The 15,923-nt window shown below is 75.1% G+C and carries 13 protein-coding genes and 1 tRNA gene; 10 read left to right on the top strand and 4 right to left on the bottom strand.

Going from position 1 to position 15,923, the window contains the following annotated elements; all coding sequences use genetic code 11:
* Positions 1-94: 94 nt before the first annotated feature.
* Positions 95-613: a hypothetical protein gene (locus tag ACIQ9G_RS00905; RefSeq protein WP_403604306.1), complete on the top strand. Its 519-nt coding sequence runs from the start codon at positions 95-97 to the stop codon at positions 611-613.
* A gap of 27 nt (positions 614-640) precedes the next feature.
* On the opposite strand, the gene ACIQ9G_RS00900 is transcribed toward ACIQ9G_RS00905, so the two are convergent.
* Positions 641-1,510: a spermidine synthase gene (locus tag ACIQ9G_RS00900; protein ID WP_403604303.1), complete on the bottom strand. Its 870-nt coding sequence runs from the start codon at positions 1,508-1,510 to the stop codon at positions 641-643.
* Between the two features lie 357 nt (positions 1,511-1,867).
* Positions 1,868-2,263 (bottom strand): hypothetical protein, encoded by a 396-nt coding sequence (locus tag ACIQ9G_RS00895; RefSeq protein WP_403606691.1) that lies wholly within the window; start codon positions 2,261-2,263, stop codon positions 1,868-1,870.
* Positions 2,264-2,592: 329 nt separating this feature from the next.
* Between ACIQ9G_RS00895 and ACIQ9G_RS00890 the strand changes: the two genes are divergently transcribed.
* A complete protein-coding gene (locus ACIQ9G_RS00890) occupies positions 2,593-4,047 on the top strand; it encodes a tetratricopeptide repeat protein (protein ID WP_403604300.1) in 1,455 nt (484 codons plus the stop codon).
* 458 nt (positions 4,048-4,505) lie between these two features.
* Here ACIQ9G_RS00890 and ACIQ9G_RS00885 read toward each other — a convergent pair whose 3' ends face one another.
* Complete coding sequence (locus ACIQ9G_RS00885; protein WP_403604297.1) at positions 4,506-5,102, bottom strand: histidine phosphatase family protein; 597 nt, start codon at positions 5,100-5,102, stop codon at positions 4,506-4,508.
* 212 nt (positions 5,103-5,314) lie between these two features.
* Here ACIQ9G_RS00885 and ACIQ9G_RS00880 point away from each other — a divergent pair, with 212 nt between their 5' ends.
* The 7 genes from ACIQ9G_RS00880 to ACIQ9G_RS00850 all read left to right on the top strand — a co-directional run bounded on the left by ACIQ9G_RS00880 (position 5,315) and on the right by ACIQ9G_RS00850 (position 11,926).
* Complete coding sequence (locus tag ACIQ9G_RS00880; RefSeq protein ID WP_403604294.1) at positions 5,315-6,271, top strand: phosphatase PAP2 family protein; 957 nt, start codon at positions 5,315-5,317, stop codon at positions 6,269-6,271.
* A complete protein-coding gene (locus ACIQ9G_RS00875; RefSeq protein ID WP_403606688.1) occupies positions 6,222-7,430 on the top strand; it encodes a hypothetical protein in 1,209 nt (402 codons plus the stop codon). The genes ACIQ9G_RS00880 and ACIQ9G_RS00875 overlap by 50 nt, the downstream gene beginning before the upstream one ends.
* The gene (locus ACIQ9G_RS00870) at positions 7,421-9,079 is read left to right on the top strand and encodes a hypothetical protein (RefSeq protein ID WP_403604291.1); all 1,659 of its coding nucleotides are present in this window, start codon (positions 7,421-7,423) and stop codon (positions 9,077-9,079) included. The genes ACIQ9G_RS00875 and ACIQ9G_RS00870 overlap by 10 nt, the downstream gene beginning before the upstream one ends.
* Positions 9,076-10,425 (top strand): AAA domain-containing protein, encoded by a 1,350-nt coding sequence (locus ACIQ9G_RS00865; protein WP_403604288.1) that lies wholly within the window; start codon positions 9,076-9,078, stop codon positions 10,423-10,425. Before ACIQ9G_RS00870 ends, ACIQ9G_RS00865 begins: the two co-directional genes overlap by 4 nt.
* A 142-nt stretch (positions 10,426-10,567) precedes the next feature.
* Positions 10,568-10,942: a hypothetical protein gene (locus ACIQ9G_RS00860; protein WP_356193125.1), complete on the top strand. Its 375-nt coding sequence runs from the start codon at positions 10,568-10,570 to the stop codon at positions 10,940-10,942.
* 206 nt (positions 10,943-11,148) lie between these two features.
* Entirely contained in the window at positions 11,149-11,862 is a 714-nt protein-coding gene (locus ACIQ9G_RS00855) for a bifunctional DNA primase/polymerase (protein ID WP_403604285.1), read from the top strand.
* Positions 11,853-11,926: transfer RNA gene (locus ACIQ9G_RS00850), tRNA-Lys, on the top strand. Before ACIQ9G_RS00855 ends, ACIQ9G_RS00850 begins: the two co-directional genes overlap by 10 nt.
* A gap of 110 nt (positions 11,927-12,036) precedes the next feature.
* Here ACIQ9G_RS00850 and ACIQ9G_RS00845 read toward each other — a convergent pair.
* Positions 12,037-13,404, bottom strand: a complete 1,368-nt coding sequence (locus ACIQ9G_RS00845; protein ID WP_403604282.1) for a M6 family metalloprotease domain-containing protein — start codon at positions 13,402-13,404, stop codon at positions 12,037-12,039.
* A 403-nt stretch (positions 13,405-13,807) separates the two neighbouring features.
* Between ACIQ9G_RS00845 and ACIQ9G_RS00840 the strand changes: the two genes are divergently transcribed.
* Positions 13,808-15,895: a putative bifunctional diguanylate cyclase/phosphodiesterase gene (locus tag ACIQ9G_RS00840; protein WP_403604279.1), complete on the top strand. Its 2,088-nt coding sequence runs from the start codon at positions 13,808-13,810 to the stop codon at positions 15,893-15,895.
* The last annotated feature ends 28 nt before the right edge of the window (positions 15,896-15,923 follow it).

Below are 15,923 nucleotides of genomic sequence, written 5' to 3'. Positions count from 1 at the left end.
GACAACTCCCCCTGGCCGCCCAGGGCCTGTGGACAACCTCACCCGGACCGCGCTCGGGGGACACGGATGGGACGGGTGAGGCAGTATGGCCGCGATGCGCAGAGGACTCGTTCACGTACTGGCCTGGACGCTCGCCACGGGCGCGGCGGTCACGCTGTCGTGGTGGGGCGTCCACACGGTGATGGCGGGCACGGCCTACGACCCGCCGCGCGCGCTGCCGATCACCGCGGCCGGCGCGGCCGCTCCCGCGTCGGATCCCAGCGCCTCCTCGACCCGCCGGCCGGCCCCCTCGAAGAGCGCGTCGGCGCGCCCGAGCCGATCGCCCCGCCCGTCGGCCACCGCCACGAAGCCGACGTCCCCCGCGCGCCTGAGCCCGTCCCCCGGCGATGCGGGCCGGGTCAGGGGTTACGACACCGGCGGCGGCCGGGTGGTGTTCGACCTCGGTCCGGCCTCCGCCTCCCTGGTCTCGGCGACTCCGGGCACGGGCTGGTCGATGCAGGTGTGGAAGACCGAGTCCTGGATCCGCGTGGAGTTCACCTCGGGCGCCGACCGGGTGTCGGTGTTCTGCACCTGGCACGACGGACCGCCGCACGTGGAGGTGGGCACCTACTAGGGCCTGTCGGAGACCGGGGGCGCCTGGTCAGCGGAAGACGGAGGCGGGTGGGGCCGGGGAGGCCACCGCGGCGGCGTCCGTCACCGGGGCGGCGCCGCCGGTGAAGTCGGTGAGGGCCCTGCCGTGCTCGACGCGGCCGGGATGCGGGTCGGAGGCGGCCCGGCGGGTCAGTTCGGCGACCGGCAGCGGCAGGTCGGAGGCGACGAGCACCGCGTTGCCGAACCGCTTGCCCCGCAGCACGGTCGGGTCGGCGACCAGTGCGAGCTGCGCGAACCGGGCGGCCGCGGTGGCGATCTGGCCGCGCAGATGGGCGAGCGGCGGCCCGTCGGCGAGGTTGGCGGCGTAGACCCCGCCCGGTCTCAGGGCCCTGCGGACCTCGTCGAGGAACTCCGTCGAGGTGAGGTGACCGGGGGTGCGGGCCCCGCTGAACACGTCCGCGATGACGAGGTCGGCCCACCCGTCCGGCACCTTGGCCAGTCCTTCCCGGGCGTCCGTGGAGCGCACCCGGATCCGGGCGTTCGGGTCCAACGGCAGCTTGCGGCGTACCAGTTGCACGAGGGCGGCGTCGCGTTCGACGACCTGCTGGGTGGACCGGGGGCGGGTGGCTGCGACGTACCGGGCGAGGGTGAACGCCCCGCCGCCGAGATGCACCGCGTGGACCGGTTTCCCGGCGGGGGCGGCGAGGTCGATGACGTGCCCGAGCCGCCGCTGGTACTCGAAGGAGAGGTGGGCCTGGTCGTCGAGGTCGACGTGCGACTGCGGTGCGCCGTCGATCAGCAGGGTCCAGGCCCGCGCCCGCTCCCGGTCGGGTATGAGTTCGGCGAGCCCGCCGTCGACCCGCTCGACGACGGCTTCGACGGCGCCGCGCGCACGGCGGGCACTCCTGGACTTTCCCACCACCCCATTATCGGGGGCTCCGGAGGAGCCGGCGATCGGCGCGGAGGGCGGCCGCCGCCGGCACCTGCCGACGGTGGCTCTCCGCGACTCGGCGCAGACGGTCCGCTACTCGGCGACGGCCGCGCGCGCTCGACGGAGGCTGCCGCGCCACCCGGCGGAGGCTGTCGCGCCACCCGGCGGAGGCTGTCGCGGCTCGACCGTGACGGTGCGCGGCTCGGCGGAGACGGTTCGCGGCTCGGCGGAGACGGTTCGCGACTCGAACGTGCCGGTTCACGACTCGACGGAGACGGTTCGCGACTCGCCCGTGCCCGTTCGCGGCTCGACGGAGGAAGCGGCTGGGCGGCCCGTCTCCTCGGCTCAGCAGCAGCCGTCCGCGGCCTCGATCATTCGCGCCGCCTCGCCCAGGGCCCGCCGCAGCACCGCGGGATCCGTCGCGGGATCGGCCTCACCGGGCGGCAGCAGCCAGTCCGCCCCCCGCACCGCCGGTTCCGGGACCAGCCGGAGCCCCCGCCCGTCGGTCCCGGTGCACGTGCTCCCCGGCAGGTCCCACCCGGCGGCCGTGCCGGCCGGGACCACGAACCCGAGCGTGCCGCCCCCGTCGTCGTGCAGTACGGGCCCGACCGCGTCACCCGCGCCGCGGCGCAGGATGTCCACGGCCTCCAGCCCCTGCCGGGCGGGCACCGTCACCAGGTCGCACGCGGCCTGCGCGCCCGGCGGCCCGTCGCTCGGCGCGGTCGGCAGGGGCCAGGCCACCGCCGACAGCACACCATGGTCGACGCTCTGGTCGGTGTCCCTCCGTGCTTCCCTCACGGAACCCTCCTCGTGGGCGAGCGGGTCGGGAGTCTGGCGGCTCCCGGTCCACGGGGTACAACGCGGCAGCGCGTCAACGGCTACGGCGGAAGTCAGCCGCAAAGGATGGCAGTTCATGGCAGATCGTGGATGAGATATCCGGTTTGTAGCTAAACACCGCATGGCGGACCAGATACAGCAGGTACGTTCTTGCTCGCCGGAAACAAGGGTGCCACTCGGACAACTCACCCCGAAACCGGCACGGTTCGACGGTTCGCAGAGAGGGCCCGGCCATGGCGTCGTCAGCGGTGACCTCGTCTCAGTCCCCCCGGCCACCGCGGCCGAATCTCGCCTTCCGGCGGCTGCGCGGACAGCGCTCGCCGGCGGAGTTCGCCGCGGCGGTGCGGCGGGCGGCCCGCGAGATCGGTGAGCGGGTCAGTTGTGACGCGCGCTACATCGGCCGGGTCGAGGCGGGTGAGATCCGCTGCCCCAACTACGCATACGAACGGGTGTTCTTGCACATGTTCCCCGGCAGCACGCTGGCCGACCTGGGATTCGCGCCGCGCTCGTCCGTGCGCGGACGCGGGGCGCGCGCCTCCACGGACGACGCGCCCCCCTCGTGCACCACGAGCCCCGCCGGCGCCCCGCATGAAACGCGAGGGGCGACCCACCCGTATGACACGCAGAACACGCACGACCCGTACCACCCGCACGAAGACCACGAGGAGAGCGACGTGCTGCGTCGCGCATTCATGACCCGCGGGGGCGCCACGGTGGCCGCCGCCTCGCTGGGCCCCCTGGGGCTCGCCTTCGACGCGTCGGCCGCGGACCGTCCCGTCCGCCGCGCCGGCTCGGGCGAGGCGAGCGCCCTCGAAGAGGCCGTCCTTAGGATCCGGTTGCTCGACGACCGGCACGGCGCGGACGGCCTCTACCGGCGCGCCGCCGCTCCGCTGCGCGCCGCGTACGCGCTGCTCGACGCCGGTGCCACCCGGCAGACCACCGCCGACCGGCTGCACGCCGGCGCCGGTGAACTGGCCATCTCCGTAGGCTGGCTGGCGCACGACTCGGGGCGCTTCGACGACGCCCGCTCGCACTACGCGGAGGCGCTCGCGACCGCCCGGATGACCGGGGACGCGGCGCTGGAGGCGCACGCGTTCTGCAACACGGCGTTCCTCGCGCGGGACACCGGACGGCCCCGGGAGGCGGTGCGGGCGGCGCAGGCGGCGCAGCGCATCGCGCGCGGGCTGGGCTCCGCGCGCCTGATGTCGCTGCTCGCGCTGCGCGAGGCGGGCGGCTGGGCGGGGCTCGCCGACCGCACCGCGTGCGAGCAGGCGCTCGCCCGCGCCCAGGCGCTGTACGTTCGGGGCACCTCGGACGCCGACCCCGAGTGGATGAGCTTCTACGGCGAGGCCGAGCTGGAGGGCCTGGAGGCGCAGTGCTGGTCGACGCTGGGCGACTGGCCGCGGGCGGCCCGGCACGCGCGGCGCGCGGCCCAGCTGCAGGATCCGCACTTCACCCGGAACATCGCCCTCTACACGGCCGAGTTGGCAGACGACCTCGCGCGCGGGGGGCGGCCCGACGAGGCGGCGACGGCCGGGATGCGGGTGCTGGACCTGCTGGAGGAGGTCCAGTCGTCGCGCATCCAGACGATGCTGGCGGGCACGGCGCGGGTGCTGCTGCCGCACCGGCGGGCGTCGGGGGTGTCCGTCTTCCTGGAACGCCACGCGAACGCGCCGCGGACGGCGTGAGCCGCGAACCCGGCGAGCCCGCCCCGCACGACGCGGTGCGGACACCCGGGCAGCCGGCCCCGGGTTCGGCGGCGGCGGACGACGGACCGCGGGACGCGAAGCAGCCCGGGTGGACGACGGCCACGATCACCGACGGACCGCGGGACGCGCGCCGCGAGGAGAGGAAGAAGAGCGGCAGGCGGGAGGCCGCGCGGGCAGCAGACGGCGGGACGCGGGCGGCAGACGCGCCAGACTGCGAGCTGCGAGCTGCGAGCTGCGAGCGGATGGCCCGCGATCGCGGGGCTCACCGTCCGGGGCACGCGGCGCACCGCCCGGCGGAGCCTGCGTCACGCCGGGCTCGACACGGTCGCGCCGATCGATGAGTGACGCCCGCTCCGCGCCAGGCCGGCGCACCACCGGGCCGGCGCCCGTGGGCGGCCCGCCAAGCGGCAGGCAGGGCGCGACGCGACCCGCGGGTGCTACCCCGCCAGGTGCCCCAGGTCGTTCCAGCTCTCGATCGCCGGTTCGCCGTAGGCCCAGCCGAGGACGGACAGGGACGTCGGGTTGAGCCGTATCCGGGCCGCGAAGTCCAGCGGGAGGCCCAGCCAGCGCGCGCCGATCGAGCGCAGGATGTGCCCGTGCGCGAAGACCAGCACGTCACGGTCCTCGGCCCGCGCCCAGGTCACCACCTCGTCCGCGCGCGCGGTCACGTCGGCGAGGCTCTCACCGCGCGGAACGCCGTCCCGCCAGATGAGCCAGCCCGGCCGCTCGGCCTTGATCTCCTCCGGCGTCATGCCCTCGTAGGCGCCGTAGTCCCACTCCATGAGGGTGTCCCAGCGCGCCGCGCGGTCGCCGAACCCGGCGAGTTCGCACGTCTCGCGCGCGCGGGCCAGCGGGCTGGTGCGGACCTCGACCCCGGGCAGGCCGTCGAACGGCGTCCGGTGCAGCCGCTCGCCGAGCAGCTTGGCGCCGCGCCGGCCCTCCTCCAGGAGGGGGATGTCGGTCCTGCCGGTGTGCTTGCCGGACAGCGACCACGCGGTCTGTCCGTGCCGGGCCAGCAGGATGCGCGGTGCCATGAAGAAGACCTTCCCGGGAGAGAACGTGCCGTGAATTCCTCCCATCATCGCGCACGCCCCGCGCGGGCAACCCGGGGGGCGATCCGGGCGTCTATCAGGGCCGGGGGCGCCCCTCCGCAGGGGGCGCATACACCGTAAAGTGACACGTCCGGCCGGACCGCACCGGGCGCCGGGGCGACATCGATCACATCGATCAGGGGGAGGGGCATCGGATGCTTCAGACCGAGGCACCGGGCACCGCGACGGCCCCGCGGATCCGGCTGCGCTGGTGGACCGAGCTGCCGCTGATCGTGCTGGTGTACGGGTGCTACTCGGCGGGGCGGCTCCTCGCCCGCGGCGACGTCTCCTCCGCCGTCGGCCACGGCCTGGCGGTCCTGCGCGCCGAGAAGCTGCTGCACCTCAACGCCGAGCACCCGCTCAACCGCCTGTTCACGCGCGAGGCCTGGCTCGGCGTCCCGGCCGACTTCTGGTACGCGTCGCTGCACTACCTGGTCACGCCCGCGATCCTGGTGTGGCTGTTCAGGACGCGCACCGGGCTGTACCGCGCGGTCCGCACCTGGCTGATGACGTCCACCTTCATCGGGCTGATCGGCTTCACCCTGGTGCCGACCTGCCCGCCCCGCCTGCTCTCGCCGGGCCACGGCTTCGTCGACACGATGGCCCAGTACAGCTCGTACGGCTGGTGGGGCGGCCAGGCCAGCGCCCCGCGGGGCCTGGGCGGTATGACGAACCAGTACGCGGCCATGCCGAGCCTGCACGTGGGCTGGGCGCTGTGGTGCGGGGTGATGCTGTGGCGCCACGGCGGCACGCGGACGGCGAAGGCGGCGGGCGTCGCCTATCCGCTGCTGACCGCGCTCGTGGTGATGGGCACCGCGAACCACTACTTCCTGGACGCGGTCGCGGGCGTGGCCGTGATGGGCGCCGGGCTGCTGCTGACGCCGTACGTGCTGCGCGCCGCGGACCGGGTCCGCGCGGCGTTGCCGGCGGCCCGGGTCGCGGCCGCCGCGGGCGCCGCTCCCGTCGCGGGTTCCTCGATTGTCAGTGGCGGATGCCAGACTTCCCCGGGTGAGCGAATTCCACGGCAGCGCGAGTCGCGGTTCGGACCCCGAGCCGAGCCGGGTGCCTCCCCCACGGACGCGGGGGACGGCGCTCCGGCACCGGCTCGCTGAACTGCGCGGCCCCGGCGTACCGGCCAGGGCGCTGGACGCCCGCGCCCTCGCGGCGCTCGCCGCGAACCCGGGGTGCAGACGGCGCGCGATCCTGGACGGCGCGGGGGTGGACAAGGCGGCGCTGGCCGGGGCGCTCGGCACGCCCTCCGGCTTCGGGCAGTCCCAGTTCGCCTTCATGCGGGGCAACGCGTTCGAGGCGCGGGTCAAGGCGGACGGCGGCGCGGAGCTGCTGCGGCTCGTGCACCGGACGCTGGACCCGGGCGCCGAACCTCCGGGGCGGGCCCAGGTGCCCGACCTGACGGCCGCCGGTCCCGAGGGACGCGCGACGCGTACGGCACTGGCTCTGCGCGAGGCGACCGGCACGGACACCGACTCGGGCACGGGCACGGGCGCGTGGACGCTGCTCGACCATCCGATGCTCGCGCTGGACGTGGCGGGCTCCCCCGCCTTCCTGGAGCCGGACGCGGTGGTGGTGCACCCGGACGGCGGCTGGACGGTCGTCGAGATCAAGTCCTTCCCGATGCTGGACGGTTCCGCGGACCCGGCGAAGGTGGGCGCGGCCGCCCGGCAGTCGGCGGTGTACGTGCTGGCGCTGGAGGACGTCGCCGCCCGGCTCGACCCTGCCCCGCCCGTGCGGCACCAGGTGCTGCTCGTGTGCCCCAAGGACTTCTCCAACCTGCCCACCGCCTCCGCCGTCGACGTCCGCAAGCAGCGCGCGGTGACGGCCCGCCAGCTGGCGCGGCTGACCCGCGTCGAGGACATCGCCGACGCGCTCCCCGAAGGGGTCTGCTTCTCCCCCGAGTTGCCGCCCGACGAGCTGACGGCCGCGGTCGAGGCGGTCCCGGCGGCGTACGCGCCCGAGTGCCTGGCCGCCTGCGAGCTGGCCTTCCACTGCCGCGCACGGTCCCGCGCGGCCGGCGCGGTGACCGCCCTGGGCCGCTCGGTCCGCGCCGAACTGGGCGGCCTGACCACGGTCGAGGACGTCCTGGCGGCGGCCCAGGGCGAGGCCGGCGACCCGGACGACCCGGCGGTCGCCGCGCTGCGGCGGGCGGCCGCCCTGCGCGCGGAGGCGCTCGCGGCCGCCGGACACCGGCCGCCGGGCACCGCCGGGGACGATCCGTCCCGCGCCGGCGGCCGGGAGGTGGCCCCGTGTCGCTGATCGCCACCCTCGGCCGGCTGGAGGCCGTGCGGTCCGGGCGCGCCCAGCCCGCCGCGACGGTCCGGCACCGGCATCTGTCCGCGCGCCCGCTGGTCTTCGTGCCGCTGACCACCGCCGGTGAGGCGGGCGCCCCGCTCGGCGCGCTGGTCGGCACGGACCGTGCCGCGCCGCGGCTGCTGGCCGTGCCGCAGCCGCGCGACCGCGACCTGAGGTTCGCGTTCCTCGCCGAGCTGGCCGACGTGGTCCTGCCGTACATCGACGCGTACGCCGGGACGGTCGAGGCCGCCGAGCGCAGCGAGACCGACCCGGAGACCGGCAAGCGGGTCAAGGTGGAGGTCGAACTGTGCGCGGACGCAGCCCAGTTGATCGTGCCGAGCCGCGCGGGCATCGACTTCGTACGGCTGCTCGGGCGCTCCATGCGCTTCCGGCGCACCGCCGAGCAGGAGCCGGAGGCGCCGCATCCGGCCCCGCCCCGGGTGCCGCTGCTCGGGCGGTGGCTGACCCACTTCGGCGAGCGGGCCCGGGTACCCGGCTCCTCGCTGCTGCTGGCGCTGAGCGACGTCCTGGCCGGGCACTGGATCACCGGCCAGTCCAGTCTGGAGGACCAGCACCTCGGGGCCCTGCTGGCCTGGATCGCCCCGCCGGAGGGCGCCTCGGGTGCGGAGGCCGCGCTGCGGGCGGAGCTCGCGCGGGACGCGGCCGGGCAGTTGGTGTGCCCGCCCGCGGGTCCGGCCACCGACCCGGCGTTCGACAACAGGCTGCTCGCCCCCGCCATCGAGCGCTACGACCGTGCCCGCACCGCCCTGGCCGCCGCCGAGGACGGACTGGAGGCGGACGACCGGCTCGGCGCCCTCACCGCGGCCGAGCACGAGATCCGCGCCCTCGTCGAGAGCCGTACGCGCCCGGCCTGGGACGCGGTGTGGGAGGGGCTCGACCTGCTGCGGGCGCTGCCCGAGGGGGCGCATGTCGAGGAGCGGTGGACGCGCGACCGCTGGTCGTTCACCGGGCACCGCGACCGCGTCCTCGCCGGGGAGCCCCCGCAGCCGCGCCACGACGACGCCGTCACCGCCGCGAACAAGCTCGCCACCCGCGAGCGCGAGCAGGCCCGCCTGGAGGCGCAGGAGGCGCTGGACGATCCGCTGGTGATGGCCGGGCGCCGGCTGGCCGGGGAGGCGTTCGCGGGCGAGGTCACGGACGTCGTCATGGCGTACGGCGAGGGCAAGCGCCCGAGTCCGCGGCCCCTGGTCACCGTGCGCACGGAGGACCGGCCGCACCTGGGCGAGCGGGCCAGGGTGTACCGCTCGCTGGGCGGCAAGCCGCAGTCGGCCGAGTTCGTCGGGTACGCGGACGACGGGGCGGACGGTTCGGACGGTGCGGAGGTCCCGGAGGGGGCCGCGGGGGCGGACGGCACCGGCGGCGCCCTGGTCGTCCTCCGCGTGCTCGACAAGATGGGCCGCGGCAAGGAGCCCGAGGCCGGTTCCGTGCCGGAGAAGGGCGACCGCCTCTGCTTCACGCTCTTCGAGCACGAGCAGCGCGGCGGCGCGAAGCTGCCCGACCCGGAACAGACCCCGTGGACCCACGGCGGGCCGCCGGGCGAGGCCGCCGCGCCCGAAGCCGCCGACCCGGTGACCGAGGAGGACGCCCTGTGACGACCCACGCCCCGGAGACCGCCTTCGACCCTGGTGCGGCCGCCGCCCGTGCCACCGAGGCGATCCTCCGGGACACCCTGCACGGCTCGCACCGCGGCGTCGTCGTGGACTCCCCGCCCGGGGCCGGCAAGTCCACCCTCGTGGTGCGCGCAGCGCTGGAACTGGCCGCCGCCGGGCGGCCGCTGATGGTGGTCGCGCAGACCAACGCCCAGGTCGACGACCTGGTCCTGCGGCTGGCGGAGAAGAACCCCGAGCTGCCGGTCGGACGGCTGCACAGCAGCGACACCGACGCCTACGACAAGGCGCTGGACGCCCTGCCGAACGTACGGAAGTCGGCGAAGGCCGCCGACCTCGCGGGTCTGGACGTGGTGCTGTCGACCGCCGCGAAGTGGGCGCACGTGAAGACCGACGAGCCGTGGCGGCACGCGATCGTGGACGAGGCCTACCAGATGCGCTCGGACGCGCTGCTCGCCGTGGCGGGGCTGTTCGAGCGGGCCCTCTTCGTGGGCGACCCGGGGCAGCTGGACCCGTTCTCGATCGTCGGCGGCGAGCAGTGGGCGGGGCTGTCGTACGACCCCTCGGCCTCCGCCGTGACGACGCTGCTCGCGCACAACCCCGAGCTGCCGCAGCACCGGCTGCCGGTGTCCTGGCGGCTGCCGGCCTCCGCGGCGCCGCTGGTCTCGGCCGCTTTCTACCCGTACACGCCGTTCCGCAGCGGCACCGGCCACGGCGACCGGCGGCTGGCCTTCGCGGTGCCGTCCGACGGCTCCGGCCCCGACCGCGTGATCGACGAGGCGGCCGCCTCCGGCTGGGGCCTGCTGGAGCTTCCCCCGCGGCACACCCCGCGCACCGACCCGGAGGCGGTGCGGGCGGTCGCCGCGGTCGTACGGCGGCTGCTGGACCGGGGCGGCGCGACCGCCTCGGAGCGGTCGCCGGACCCCGCCCCGCTGACCGCCGACCGGATCGCCGTCGGCACCGCGCACCGCGACCAGGCGGCGGCCGTACGGGCGGCCCTGGCGGAGCTGGGCGTCTCGGACGTCACCGTGGACACGGCGAACCGGCTGCAGGGCCGGGAGTTCGACGTCACGGTGGTCCTGCACCCGCTCTCCGGCCGCCCCGACGCCACCGCCTTCCACCTGGAGACCGGCCGCCTGTGCGTGCTCGCGTCCCGGCACCGGCACGCCTGCGTCGTGGTGTGCCGGGCGGGGGTGAGCGAACTGCTGGACGAGCATCCCTCGACCGAGCCGGTGCAGCTGGGGGTGACGGTGAAGTTCCCCGACGGCTGGGAGGCCAACCACGCGGTACTGGCCCACCTGCGGGAACATCGCGTGGCCTGGACGCCTTGAGACCCCGGACGCCCCCGGCCCGCGACGTGCCGCTGCCCGGCGCACGTGCCGGTGGCAGCGGCCCCCTTGCGCGGCCGCGCGACAATGGACGGTGGCCCTTCCACAAGGCGGCGCCACCCGAACCGTACGAGGAGGAGAAGACATGGCGGAGCCCACGCCGCGTCGCAACGAGCCGCGGCTACGCCCCGCGCCCCTGATCTTCGAGCCCGCCGAGGCGGCCGCCGACCCCGAGCACTTCTTCGACCTGGAGTCGATCGACGACCCCCGGGAGCTGCTCGCGCGGGCGACGGAACTGACGCTCGCGTTCCGGGCGGCGACCGACCGCGCGGTGGAGTTCCAGGCGATCGCGGCGGCGCAGCTCGCCGACCCGCGCCGGTTCGACCGGCTCACCCCGGCGGACATCGCCGAGCGGGCGGAGTGGACCGAGGACTACGCCAAGAAGATGGTGGACTTCGGCCGCGACCTGCTGCGGGGAGCCGAGGGCGGCGGACACGCCAGCCCCGCCGACCCCGTGTGACCCGGGACGCCCGGCACCTCCGCGGGACGCCCTCGCCCGGCGCCCGCGCCCGACGCCCCTGACCCGGCGCATCGCCCGCGCGTCCCGCCCCCGCATCCCGCTCTGGCATATGCCGGGCGCGGACGATACCCCTTGCCGGCTCTCCTTGTCCCGGTTTCCCGCAACCCTGGGGAACCGGACCGTCACGGCCGGTAGATGTATCCGGCATGAGCCCTATAGGGAACGAGCCGTTCTTCGACCAGTGCGACGACCGCCGCCACGGGGCCACGGGCGTCACCGCGGAGGGTGCCGCCTGGCTGGCCTCGGCAGGAACGTATCCCCGCAGCACGCTCGCCTTCTGGCGGGAGCGGCCGGACGCCCCGGTCGTGCTGCCCTGCGGCATCGCCTTCGACGTGGTCAACGCACCGGTGATCTTCGGGCGCCGGATGCTGGACCGGCTGTGGGACGAGGGCCCGGGGTCGGGCCCGGTGGCCGTCCACCGGGGGCGGATGCTGCTGTTCGCCGCGCCGGGCACCGCCCAGCGGCTGCCCTCGCTGCTGGAGTGGGAGGAGTGGGGGTCCTCCGTGGGGAGGGAGGGCGGCCGCACCGAAGACGTGCCACCGCTGCTGTGCCACGGCACCGGCGACGCGGTGACCGTCCCGGCACCGGTCCTGGCCGGCGGCACCCCCGCCTCCCACGCCGCGGCCGACGGCACCCCGGTCGCCCGAGCCACGGTCGACGCGGGCCCCGCCGACGACGCCCCGGCGGGCCGCCCGGCCTCGCGCTGGCTCGTCGCCCCGGACACCCGTCATCCCTGGCTGCCGGGCCCGGAAATCCTGCTCTGGGCGGCGGTGCGGGCGGCCCGGGCCGCCGTACGCATATCGATTTTTCCTCCCGCCGATCAGGATGCTAAGGTCTACGACGTCAGCAGGCGCCGCTAGCTCAGTTGGTTAGAGCAGCTGACTCTTAATCAGCGGGTCCGGGGTTCGAGTCCCTGGCGGCGCACGACGACGATGGCGAGGCATGTTCGCGGACAAGGCGAACGAGCCTCGCCATCGCTGTTTTGTACGGCCGTCGGCCCCGCACGGCTTCGCCACCCGCACCCGCACCCGGCATCACCCCGGGGTGATCTTGACGGTGTACGACCCGGAGGCCATGCGGGACTCCACCTCGACACGGACGCCGTCCCCCGGCACGGTGAACGTCTCCCCCTCCGCGACCGGAGCGTCCGCGAGGGGCGGGTAGACCGAGTTCTCCCAGCAGGCCTCGGAGTGGGGATGGGCGTCGACCACCTGGACCGGGCCGCCGCCCGACTCCGCCCCGCTGCTCACCCGGTACACCAGCACGCCCTGCCGGCAGCCGCCCGCGTCGTTCCCGAGGGAGGCCCGAGCCTCGAAGGCCAGCACGCTGTCGCTGCCGGTGCGCACCACCGCCAGCTTCGTCCCGTTCCCCGTCCCGAACCCCGGCCTCCCGGCCGCGCCCGCCCCCGCCACGCCCTCCCCCCTGGCCACCGCTCCCGCCGCGCCGGTCACCGCCGGGCCCGCGTCCCGCGGTCCCACCTCCACCGGCTCCAGGGTCAGCCGGGTCGGCCCGGTCCCGCGCACGCACACCACCTGGTGGGCGTCCAGCCAACCGAGCTTCCACTTGTGCCAGGCGAACAGGTCGGGCGAATCGGCGAACTGGCTGCCCATCAGGTCCCAGTCCCCGACATAGGTGTCCCAGTCGCCCTTGTCGTCCGCCGGCCGGTGATACAGATCCGGCAGATCGAACACATGGCCGGTCTCGTGCGCGAGCACCAGCCGGTCCGGCGGATGCCGCTCGAACACCGTCACCACCCGGCGGATGTCCACTCCGTCGGCGCGCAGCGGGGTGTCCAGGTTGACGACCTTGGTCGCGTCCGAGTCGACGCCGGGCGCGTCCGGGTCGGCGACGAAGTAGACGACGTCGTAGCGGGAGAAGTCCACCTCCGGGTCGGCCGCGGCCAGCGCGTCACTCAGATAGGCGGACCGGTCCGCGGCCTGCCAGTCCCGGTGCATCGCGTACGCCGTGGACGGCCGCGGCATCCGGAGCCAGTGCCGCAGCGGGTGCGGACGCAGCGTGAACTTCCCGTACGACGCCTGTTCGAAGAAGCGGCTGGTGGCGGGAAAGTGGTCGGCGGCCAGCTCGGCCGGGGGGGTCAGCGGGGTCGAGTCCGGGAACGACAGGAACACCAACACGGCGTTCAACTGCCGGGCGGGCCGGGTGTAGGCGGCGTTCCAGGTGTCCAACCCCTCCGAGTGGTGCGCGTCGGTCCGCCGCAGGGCGCAGGGGGTGGCCGAGAACGGCTCGGCGACCGACGGCCCGGTCAGGATCGAGGTCGCGGCCACCGCCGACAGGGTGGTGAACACGGCCGCGGTACTGCGCAGTCGGGGCCGCACCCCGGCACGTCCGAGCACCTTGAGGGCCTCACAGTGGAGTGCCTTCAACGGGAGCTGACGCGGCACGGGGACCTCCGGGTGCGTTGCGCGGGGACACCGCACCCAGATTGTGCGAGTTTGTTGTTGTACGCCCTGTTTGCCTACACCGGAAGAGTGAAAGGCCCGGATCCACCGGGCCCGAGAATCGGCGGGGTTCCGGGGATGCGACACCCCCGAGCCACTCACGGAACGTCACAAGTGATCGGCCACCTGAAGAACCCGGCCAGGTGCGGGCAGAAACGATCTGCCAGAGGGTCGGGGTGTGACCGGAGACCGGCAAGTGGCTGGAAGGGGCTGCGCGACAGCATCTATGATCGGCACACTTTGGTGGCACTTTCCTGCGCGGACACGGACCGAGCGGCCGATCGTCACCCGGTCGGCCAACCCGACGAGACCGATACGAAGACCGAGTGCACTGCGGGAGCTAGCAGTGAGCGGAACGTCCGAAGGGCCCACGCCCGCGGCAGGCCTCACCCGGCCGGGCATCACCGAGAGTGACGTCGCGAAGTCGCCGGGTGCCGGGCCGGTCGCGCCCGCCTCCGGCGGGCGGCTCACGGATGCCGCCGCCCCTGCGCTCACCGACCTGGCCGAGGCCGCCGCGGCCGCCGTCTTCACCGACTTGGCCCAACCCTCGCCCGTTTTCACCGAACTGGCGCAGTCCGCCCCGGCCGGCCCCGCCGAACCGCTCCCCGGACTGACCGAGCTGACACCGCCCGCGCCGCCCGAGCCCGCCGCACCGGCCGACCCGACCCGTTCGGCCGCATCGGCAGGTTCGGCCGAGCCGTCTTCCGCGCCCTTCCGCCCCGCCTTCCGTCTCGCGCCCGTCCCCCTGGCCGTCGTCGACCGCGACGGGCTGGTCGTCGTGGCGAACGACGCCCTGGGGTCCCTGCTCGGCGTCCCGGCCGACACGCTCGCCGGGCAGGTCGCCACCGATCTGGTGGACCTGGCCTCCGACGCCCGTACCTGGCACGCCTACCGCGAGGTGCTCCGCGGCCGCCAGGCCCGGCTGCGCTGCACACGCCGCCTCAAGCACCCCGACGGCCACTCCCTGTGGGTCCAGGTCACGGCCGCGCCCCTGGCGCCCGAGTCCGAGGGGGTGCTGCTGTCCCTCACCGACATCACCGCCCGCCGCGAACTCCAGGCCCGGCTGCGGCACCTGCAGATGCACGACCCGGTGACCCTGCTGCCCAACCGCACGCTGTTCTTCGAACGCCTGTCGGCCGCGCTGGAGGCGGAGTCGTACGAGCAGAGCACGACCGGGCGGATCGGCCTGTGCTACCTCGACCTCGACGGGTTCAAGGCGATCAACGACACCCTCGGCCACCGGGTCGGCGACCGGCTGCTCGCCGCGGTCGCCGAGCGGCTGACGCGCTGCGCGGACGAGGCGGGGTACGGCCGGCCGAGCGCTCCCCTCGTGGCCAGGCTCGGCGGCGACGAGTTCGCCCTGCTCGTCGAGGAGTCGACCGGCACCGAGCAACTGGCCGGGCTGGCCGAGTCGGTGCTGGAGGCGCTCCAGGCGCCGTTCGAGATCTCGGGTCGGCGGCTGTCGGTGTCGGCGTCCATCGGCGTGGTCGAGCGGCACGCGGCCGGGACGACGGCGACCGCGCTGATGCAGGCGGCCGACACGACCCTGTACTGGGCCAAGGCGGACGGCAAGGCCCGCTGGACCCTGTTCGACCCCGAGCGCAACGCGCACCGGATGACCCGCCAGGCCCTCGCCTCGACGCTCCGCCAGGCCATCGAGCGCGGTGAGTTCACCCTGGAGTACCAGCCGCTGGTCGGCATGGAGGACGGGCGGCTGCGCGGGGTCGAGGCCCTCGTCAGGTGGAACCATCCGGAGTTCGGCATGTTGACGCCGAATCGGTTCATCGGACTGGCGGAGGAGGAGGGCGCGATCGTGCCGCTCGGCCGCTGGATCCTGGCCACCGCCTGCCGCCAGGCCCGCCGCTGGCACTTGGAGCACCCGGACGAGCCGCCGATCTTCGTCAGCGTCAACGTGGCGGTTCGGCAGGTATGGGACTCCGACCTGATCGCCGACGTGGCGGCGATCCTGGCGGAGACCGGGCTGGAGCCCCGGCTGCTGCAACTGGAGCTGACCGAGTCGGCGGTGATGGGCTCGGCCGGCCGCCCGATCCAGGTCCTGCAGGCGCTCAGCGACATGGGCGTGGGCATCGCCATCGACGACTTCGGCACGGGCTACTCGAACCTCGCCTACCTCAGCCGGCTCCCGGTGTCCGGGCTGAAGCTGGACGGGGCCTTCGTACGGGGCTTCGAGCACACGGAGCGGGACGCGGCGGCGCGGCCGAGCCCCGCCGACGAGGTGATCGTCGAGGCGATGATCCAGCTCGCCCACCGGCTGGGGCTGACCGTGACCGCGGAGTGCGTGGAGACGTCCGACCAGGCCAGCCGGCTGCGCCGCATCGGCTGCGACACCGGACAGGGCTGGCTGTACTCCCGCCCGGTGTCGGCGGACCGCATCTCCGACCTGCTGGACGGACGCGCCTGCCGCAGGCCGTGAGCCACCGCCCGGCCGCCCGGCCGCCCGG

Origin of the sequence: Streptomyces sp. NPDC096152 (genome assembly GCF_044763235.1) — a bacterium.
Lineage (GTDB): Bacteria > Actinomycetota > Actinomycetes > Streptomycetales > Streptomycetaceae > Streptomyces.
Note: the sequence above shows the minus strand (reverse complement) of the source record. Positions and strands in the feature narration are given on the sequence as shown.